Annotated in this window: 7 protein-coding genes; 4 read left to right on the forward strand and 3 right to left on the reverse strand. The window is 56.6% G+C overall.

Annotated elements, in window-relative coordinates; all coding sequences use genetic code 11:
• Positions 1–1,173, forward strand: a 1,173-nt coding sequence (locus PHP98_11060) for a hexokinase (GenBank protein ID MDD5484167.1), incomplete at its 5' end; no start/stop codon positions are given.
• A 153-nt stretch (positions 1,174–1,326) separates the two neighbouring features.
• A complete protein-coding gene (locus tag PHP98_11065) occupies positions 1,327–1,560 on the forward strand; it encodes a NifU family protein (protein ID MDD5484168.1) in 234 nt (77 codons plus the stop codon).
• A 9-nt stretch (positions 1,561–1,569) separates the two neighbouring features.
• Here the strand turns inward: PHP98_11065 and PHP98_11070 are convergent, their stop codons facing one another.
• From PHP98_11070 to PHP98_11080, 3 genes are read right to left on the reverse strand one after another with little or no spacing between them, the layout of a single operon-like run.
• The gene (locus PHP98_11070) at positions 1,570–2,382 is read right to left on the reverse strand and encodes an MBL fold metallo-hydrolase (protein ID MDD5484169.1); all 813 of its coding nucleotides are present in this window, start codon (positions 2,380–2,382) and stop codon (positions 1,570–1,572) included.
• On the reverse strand, positions 2,379–3,347 hold the full coding sequence (locus tag PHP98_11075) for a DnaJ C-terminal domain-containing protein (GenBank protein ID MDD5484170.1): 969 nt from the start codon (positions 3,345–3,347) through the stop codon (positions 2,379–2,381). The genes PHP98_11070 and PHP98_11075 overlap by 4 nt, the downstream gene beginning before the upstream one ends.
• Before the next feature lie 21 nt (positions 3,348–3,368).
• Positions 3,369–4,235, reverse strand: coding sequence for an ankyrin repeat domain-containing protein (locus PHP98_11080; GenBank protein MDD5484171.1), 867 nt, complete (start codon positions 4,233–4,235; stop codon positions 3,369–3,371).
• Between the two features lie 423 nt (positions 4,236–4,658).
• Here PHP98_11080 and PHP98_11085 point away from each other — a divergent pair, with 423 nt between their 5' ends.
• Positions 4,659–5,834, forward strand: coding sequence for a hypothetical protein (locus PHP98_11085; protein MDD5484172.1), 1,176 nt, complete (start codon positions 4,659–4,661; stop codon positions 5,832–5,834).
• A gap of 5 nt (positions 5,835–5,839) precedes the next feature.
• Complete coding sequence (locus tag PHP98_11090) at positions 5,840–7,198, forward strand: hypothetical protein (GenBank protein MDD5484173.1); 1,359 nt, start codon at positions 5,840–5,842, stop codon at positions 7,196–7,198.
• Positions 7,199–7,424 lie beyond the last annotated feature (226 nt).

The raw sequence follows: 7,424 nt of genomic DNA on the forward strand, positions 1-7,424 counted from the left end.
CCGCTCAAGATGCTGCCATCGTTCGTCAAAAGGCCTTCCGGCGCCGAAAAAGGGCGTTATCTGGCCATGGACCTCGGGGGAACAAACCTGCGGATTCTCTGCGTTGAACTTGACGGGCGGGGCGGAGCGAACGTTACGGCCATGTCCAGGTTCGGCGTTGCCAAACATCTGATGAACGGGCCGGGCGCCGCGCTTTTTGATTTCATGGCACAGTGTCTGGCAGATTTTCTGCGCCAAAACTCCATCGGCCCGGACGACCGCCCGGCGCTGGCGTTCACTTTTTCCTTTCCCACGGAACAGACCGCCATCGCCGCCGGACGGCTTATCATCTGGACCAAGGGCTTCAGCGCTTCGGGGGTTGTCGGCCAAGACGTGGTAAAACTTCTTGAAGAGGCGCTGGCGCGCAAGGGCCTGCGGTTCATAAGAATTACGGCCCTGGTAAACGACACGATCGGAACGCTCGTCTCCAAAAGTTATGCGGACCGTTCGTGCGATGCCGGCGTCATTCTGGGCACCGGCACGAACGCCTGTTATCCCGAAAAAATCAGCAATATTGCCAGGAATAAAAATCCGGGCCGGGACGGCGAAATGATAATAAACATTGAATGGGGCAATTTTGCCGGGCTTGCGCAAACCCCTTACGACGTTGAACTGGACAAATGTTCCCGTAATCCCGGATTCCAGTTTCTGGAAAAGATGGTTTCGGGCATGTATCTTGGCGCGCTGGCGAGCAAAATGCTCGCGGATATGGGATTGCGGGGCGTGAGCGAATTTTTCCGCGGCGGCCACGAATTGAAAACGGAAGACATGTCCCGCATTGCCGGGAATGATTTCCGCGCGCTGGCAGAGTCCGGGCTGGAACACATCGGCCCGGATGAGCGTAAAACTTTGCAAAACATCTGCGGCCTGACGGCGCGCCGCTCGGCAAGGCTTGCGGGCGCGGCGATTGCCGCGGTCATCACCTGGATGGACCCGCAGCTTCTCCGGGAACATCTGGTCGGAATAGACGGATCCCTTTTTGAGCTTTACCCCCGTTACAGGGAAAACATCTGCGGCGTCTTTGACGATATTTTCGGCGCCAAAGCCCGCGGCATAAGACTGGAGCTGGCAAAAGACGGTTCCGGCATCGGCGCGGCGATTACCGCCGCCATCGCGGAGCAAACCGGCCAATGAAAGCGAGGACACAGGATGAAAGGTTATAAAACGGTTGTTTTTTTACTGAAATAATCCTGCGGAAAATTCGGCGGGCGGGGAAAGATAAGCATTGTATTTTCAACGCGGCGGCATAGAATGGCCTGGCAGTGTCATAACGGAACATCATAAAGGATGAGACAACAAATGGAACAGAAAATCAGGGAAAAACTGGAACAGGCACGCGCAATGCTTCAGGCCGACGGAGGCGATCTGGAAATAGCGGCCATTAACGGCAGTAAAGTTCAAGTGCGCCTGACCGGCGCCTGCGGTTGCTGCCCGCACGCCACCATGACCATCAAGCAGGGCATTGAACGCCTCCTCAGGGAGGAAGTTGATCCGAACATTGTCGTGGAACAGGTTACCTGACCGGCGCGCTCAGAAAACCGGCATGTTTTCGCGGGCCGCTTTTGTTTCCGGGAAACAACGGCGGGCTTCTTGCACGATGGCGTCAATTTCATCGTCGCTTCTTTTGTAATCGTGATGGGTCAGGATAAGTTCGCCCGCGCCGGCGCGCCGGGCAAAATCCGCTCCGTCCTTCCAACTGCTATGCCCCCAGCCGCGGCGCTTTGCAAGCTCCTCCGGAGTCCATTGCGCGTCATAAATAAGATAATCAACCCCCCGGCATAATCGCAATAAAGCCCCGTCAATGTCCGGGGAGCCGCTTTCATGATCGGTAACAATGGCAACCGACTTCTTTCCGGTTTTAAACCGGAAGGCGAGACAATTTTGCGGATGCGCAAGCGGGCACCAGGCAACCTGAACGCCGTGCAAATCAAAAGCGTTTTTTCCGGCGGGTAAATCGCTGAATTCAAGACGCGCCCCCATTTCAGCCAGCGGCGCCGGCCAGTAAGGCGGCGCAAAAAGGTTGGCCAGCGCCGCGCGCCAGTTCTTGCCGCCGGAAGAATCAGCGATCAGCTGCAACGAAGATTGGCGGCGGGAAAGCCGTTTCAGGAACGGCAGGGCCATTACATGGTCAAGATGAAAGTGGGTGAACAGGACGGCCGCCGGCCGCAGCTTTTCATCCGCGGTTTCAGCAACCAGTTCAATGCCGGTGCCGGCGTCAATAATCAACATGCCCTCCTCCGTCTTCAGGCAGAAAGAGGTGGTCCGGCCGCCGTATTTTGTGAATTTCCCGCCCGAAACCGGCATGCTCCCCCGCGCCCCCAAGATGACAAAAGACGGCTTCATGCTTCCCGGTCGTTTGAAAAGCGATTCATTTCCCGCGGCCTGAAAGGCGAAGTTTTGGCCAGCTCCTCAAACAGTTTGCGCTCATTTGCCGAGAGCGAATCCGGCACGACAATCCGGACGGCAACAAAAAGGTCGCCCGGATGACGCCCCGGGAGACCTTTGCCGCGCAAACGGAAACGCTGGCCCGACTGTGTCCCGGCCGCGATGGCCAAAGCAGCCGGGCCTTCCATGGTCGGCACTTTGATCCTGGCCCCGAGCGCGGCTTCCCATGGAGCAAGCGGCACGGTAATTTCAAGGTTTTTTCCGGTCCATTTAAAGACCGGATGGGGCATGATGGAAATACGCAGATACAAATCGCCGGCCGGGCCTGCCCCGCGTCCGGCCCCGCCCTGGCCGGCCAGCCTGATTTTCATGCCGTCAACGGCGCCCGGCGGTATCTGCACCTTGTAATTCCTTGTTTGCCGCAGAGGGCGGCCGCGGTCATCCAGGCCGACCGTCTGCAATCCGATGTTTTTTTTAACGCCATGATACGCTTCTTCCAGGCTGATGGACAGCCCGGCCTCGTGATCCTGACCGCGCGTTTGATGAAATGGCCGCCCCCCACCGCCGCGTCCGCCGAAAAGGGTCTCAAAAAAATCGCTGAAACCGCCGAAATCTTCCGCCGTGAACCCGGCGCCGGAAGGTTCCCCGTAAAACCGATATTGCGCCTCTTCCCAGCCGGGCGGCGGGCGGAACTCATCGCCCGCTCGGTAATTTGCGCCGAATTCGTCGTATTTACCGCGCTTCTGCGGGTCGCCGAGCACCTCGTAGGCCTCGGCAATTTCCTTGAAGCGATTTTCCGCGCCCGGGTCCTTGTTCACGTCCGGATGGAATTTGCGCGCCAGTTTGCGATAGGCTTTGCGGATTTCATCCTGAGACGCGCCCCGCGCAACGCCGAGCGTTCCGTAATAATCCTTGAATTGCACCGGCATTTCCCGTATGTTGTTTTATTGTCTTTCGTTTTCCCGAACCGGCCCGTTTTTTTTCCTTATCAGTTCCGCCGCTTTCTGATGCCCTTTCAACTCGGCCCATTGCAAAGCCGTCTGTCCGTAATTATCGGTCAGGGAAGGAGCGGCGCCTTTTGCGAGAAGCATGGCGACGGTATTATCCTGCCCCTGCATGGCGGCCAGGTGCAGGGCGGTGAAACCGAGCTTGTTTTTCGCATTCAGATCCGCCGCTTTGCGCGCGAGCAGGTCCGCCGCGTCATAATGTCCGTATTGAACGGCAAGGTGGAGCGCGGTATCGCCGCGGCTGTCAGGTTCGTTGAGAAGAGCGCCGGAGGCGGAGAGCTGTTCAATCACGGGCAAACTGCCGTACATGGCGGCCGTGTGCAGCGGGGTCATGCCCATATTGTCGCGCGCGTTCGCATCGGCTTTCGCCCGCAAAAGGCGGGCCGCAATTTTTTCAAAGTTTCGGCCGGCGGCATTATGCAGCGGCGTCCGGAGCCGGATGTTTTTTGCGTTCACATCCGCGTTTTTGTCAATAAGAATTTCCGCGACCTTCAAATGGCCCTGAAAGGCCGCCAGATGGAGGGGCGCGGCGCCGGCGGCGTCGCGCGCATTCACCTCGGCGCCGCGGGCCAGCAATAATTCAACCGCCTGCTTCTGTCCAGCCCCCGCCGCCCAGTGCAACGCCGTGTAACCGGCGCTTCCTTTGGCCTTGACCAGACCGGGATTTTTTTCCAGAAGCATTTTGGCAAGCTCAATATCGCCCTCTTCAGCCGCCTTGAAAATCGGGCTTACGATGAGATCGGCGGCCGGCGAACGCAAGACGCAAGCGGACAAGAACAGCAAAAAAAACAAATGCACGCGCATAAATGACCTCCCTTTGGTGATTGTCGGCCTCTTCCTTCTTTCCAATGCAGGATAACACGCCCGGGTTTTGTTATCCAGAGAAATCCGCCCCTTTGTGCCTCTTGTGGCAAGATTGAAATTCCTATGCCTCCAGTTATTTGCATTCGCATAATTGAGGCTTTAAAAAAAATTGTAATCCCTCATTTATGAGGGGGAGAGAGAAACCGTAGGGGCTTCGCTTGCGAAGTCCTCTTCAATAAAGACGGGCGCACGACAAGCGCGGCCCCTACGAAGACTGGCCAATTGAATTGCCATCCACCCACATAACTGAGGCATTACAAAAAATTAAAAATATTTGTTGACATACTGAAAAAAATGTTTTATAAATGTGTTCAAACAAGTATAGAACAGGTTTAGACATGTTTGCCTGATGAAGTTTAAAACATGAAATTTGAAACCATAATATTTGACCGGCTGCCAGAGCATGACACCTGCTGGTCTCTGATCACAGGCACGGACGGCATGCTTTATATTGGCGTTTGCGGCGAAATGACAGGGGGATTAAGCGCGTTTATCGCCTCCTATGACCCGCAAAAACAAAAAGTTGACTATCTTCTGGAAATGGCGGACGCCCTCGGCGTCCCGCCCGAACTCGGCGAAGCCGCCCAGGCGAAAATTCATTACTCGCTGGTTTCCGACGAGGAAGGCGTCTTATACGCCGCCACCCATTGCACCGGCGCCCCGTTGGGCGACGGGATGTGGCGGCCGTGGAACTGCTGGACCCATCCGGTGAAACATTTTCGCGCTTCCGGACTGGCGGTCTATGATCCGCATGCGAAAAAACTTCTGTTCACGGACTGGCTCATGCCCAACGAAGGCACGCGCTGCATGGCCATCAGCAATAAACGCCGCATGCTCTACGGCATTTCATACCCGCGCAACCATTTTTTCACTTATCACATTGACACGCGGCGTTTGAACGACCTGGGCCGGATCGGAAGCATAAACCCGCAATGCATTTTCCTTGACCGCGGGGAAAACGCCTACACCGCCGATGATTACGGCAACATCATCCGTTGCGACGGCGACCGGGAAGAACTGGAGGAAACGGGCGTTCAAATCCCGCACGCCCCCTTCCGCAACGGATTTCACAACGTTCCCTACGACGCGGCGCCTTCTCCGGACGGCGAATCCGTGTACGGCCTGACCTGGACCTTCGGCGAACGCCTGTTTTCCTATCATTTCAAGCAAAATAAGCTGGTTGACTTCGGCAAGGCCTGCGGGGAGGAAAACGGCGAGTGGTTCCACATCATCAACAGCCACGCCGGCGGCCTCGTATTCGGGTCCGACGGCAATCTTTATTTTACGGCCAACATCCCCTCCGCCCGGGGAAAACCCACGCCGCACCTGATCGTCTTCAATCCGGATAACGGCCGGCGCGAAATTATCGGCGAAATCGCCTGCGACGGCAAACCGGCGGACCACATTTCCCGCTCCGCGGCGGACTTTAACGGGAACCTTTATTTCGCCGAAGTCGGCAATCGCCCGACCAAGCTGTTCAAATATGCCGGCGCCGCCGGGAAAAAATTTACCGGAAAAATCATGCGCCATTGGGGATGAAAGCAATGACAAAAGAAATTTTTACTCCTGCGCGACAACCTGAAAAAGACGGGGCGGGAAACCAGTCTTGCCGCCCGGACGGAAGAACGGCTGGGCAATGCTGTTCGGGCCTGCCGCCGAATTTAAAGGACAAAACCTGGCCCATTTCGCCTTACACTGACCCCCGTTTTAAAGGCGAGGGCATTAAAAAATTCCTGCAACTCCGCGCCGGATACGAGAAAAGCGCGTTCGTCAGCGAAGGACACGTTCAGGTCAGGCGGCTGGGCCCCTCATCGTTTACAAAGCCGATTCCGGCCGGCGAATGCGCCATTACCGCGCTGGTCCGCGGCCAAAGCGGCAAAATATACGGCGGCACCTCGGGCAAAAGGGCGCACATGTTCTTCTACGACCCCAGTCCGGACGCCGATGTGGCGGTTGACATCGGGGTTGTTGGCGAAAACATGCGGATTACCGGCCTGGTTGCCGACGAGCGGATTTACGGAACGGCGGAAGGCGGCGGCAAGGGGGTTTTATTCAGCTATTCACCCTGTGAAGCATTGCTGAAGGAACTGGATACTTCGGGAAAAGGGGTGCGTGAAATTTTTGATCTGCCGGTTGAGGATCAGATGTTTCACAGCATCGTTGACCCCTGCCATTCCTCGGGAAAAATAGAAATCCTGGCCGAGCTCCCGGAGGGCGCGGCATCGCTGGTCATTGACAAGCGGCGTAAAACCATTTACGGCCTGGCGTCCAGGAACGGCCTGTTTTTCTCTTATTCCCCGGCCTCAAAATCGCTTGAGGCGAAGGGACGGGTTGACCCTCTCGGCGAATTTTCGCCGAAACTCTTCATTGACGGGGGGACGGGAACGGTCTATGGCGCGGCGGGTTGCGGACGCATTTTTAAATACGAGCCCGATACGGGGCGGGTGGAAGACACGCCGTTTGCGCTTCCAAGCCTCAAGGGACGCGAAGCCTACAACCGCGTTGACGCATGGACGCAGGACGGACAAAGCGGCCTGATTTACGGCGGCACCATTGACGGCATTCTTTTTGCGTTTGACCCCCGGGCCGGAGATATCCGCTGTTTGGGCAAGCCGATTGACCAAATGCGGGTGCGCGCCCTGGCGGTGGGCAACGACGGCCGCGTCTTCGGCGTCGGCGGCGAACCCGGCAAATGCTGCCACCTTTTCGTCTACGAGCCGGAGCGGCATGAGCTGCGCGACCTCGGCGTTTTGCTGGCCACCATGGAAACGCCCTGGTACGGCTATGAAATAGACTGCGCGGTTACCGGCCGGGACGGCGAAATTTATTTCGGCGAGAGCGACCGGATCAGCAATTTGTTCATTTACTATCCGCCGATCGCGCGGCGCGCTCCGGCTTCTTGAACGGATTATCGTTCGCAAATAAACCAAAATTTGCCGACGGAAGGCAAATTTAACAAAAGAAAGGAAGAAAAAGTCATGTCAGAAATCAGAATCGCGACCATCGGCGTCGGGAATTGCACGAATTCGCTCGTCCAGGGAACCTATTACTACAAGGGGCTCAAGGTCAAGAAAGGGGAAATCGTTCCCGGTTTGATGCATCCCGACCTGGGCGGTTACAAAGTCAGCG

It is taken from the genome of Kiritimatiellia bacterium (assembly GCA_028715905.1).
Lineage (GTDB): Bacteria > Verrucomicrobiota > Kiritimatiellia > JAAZAB01 > JAAZAB01 > JAQUQV01.

What these genes read in the sequence shown, in the direction of transcription:
- PHP98_11070 (MDD5484169.1), bottom strand. Translation starts at nt 2,382, where the DNA reads ATGAAGCCGTCTTTTGTCATCTTGGGGGCGCGGGGGAGCATGCCGGTT.
- PHP98_11065 (MDD5484168.1), top strand. Translation starts at nt 1,327, where the DNA reads ATGAGACAACAAATGGAACAGAAAATCAGGGAAAAACTGGAACAGGCA.
- PHP98_11085 (MDD5484172.1), top strand. Translation starts at nt 4,659, where the DNA reads ATGAAATTTGAAACCATAATATTTGACCGGCTGCCAGAGCATGACACC.
- PHP98_11090 (MDD5484173.1), top strand. Translation starts at nt 5,840, where the DNA reads ATGACAAAAGAAATTTTTACTCCTGCGCGACAACCTGAAAAAGACGGG.
- PHP98_11080 (MDD5484171.1), bottom strand. Translation starts at nt 4,235, where the DNA reads ATGCGCGTGCATTTGTTTTTTTTGCTGTTCTTGTCCGCTTGCGTCTTG.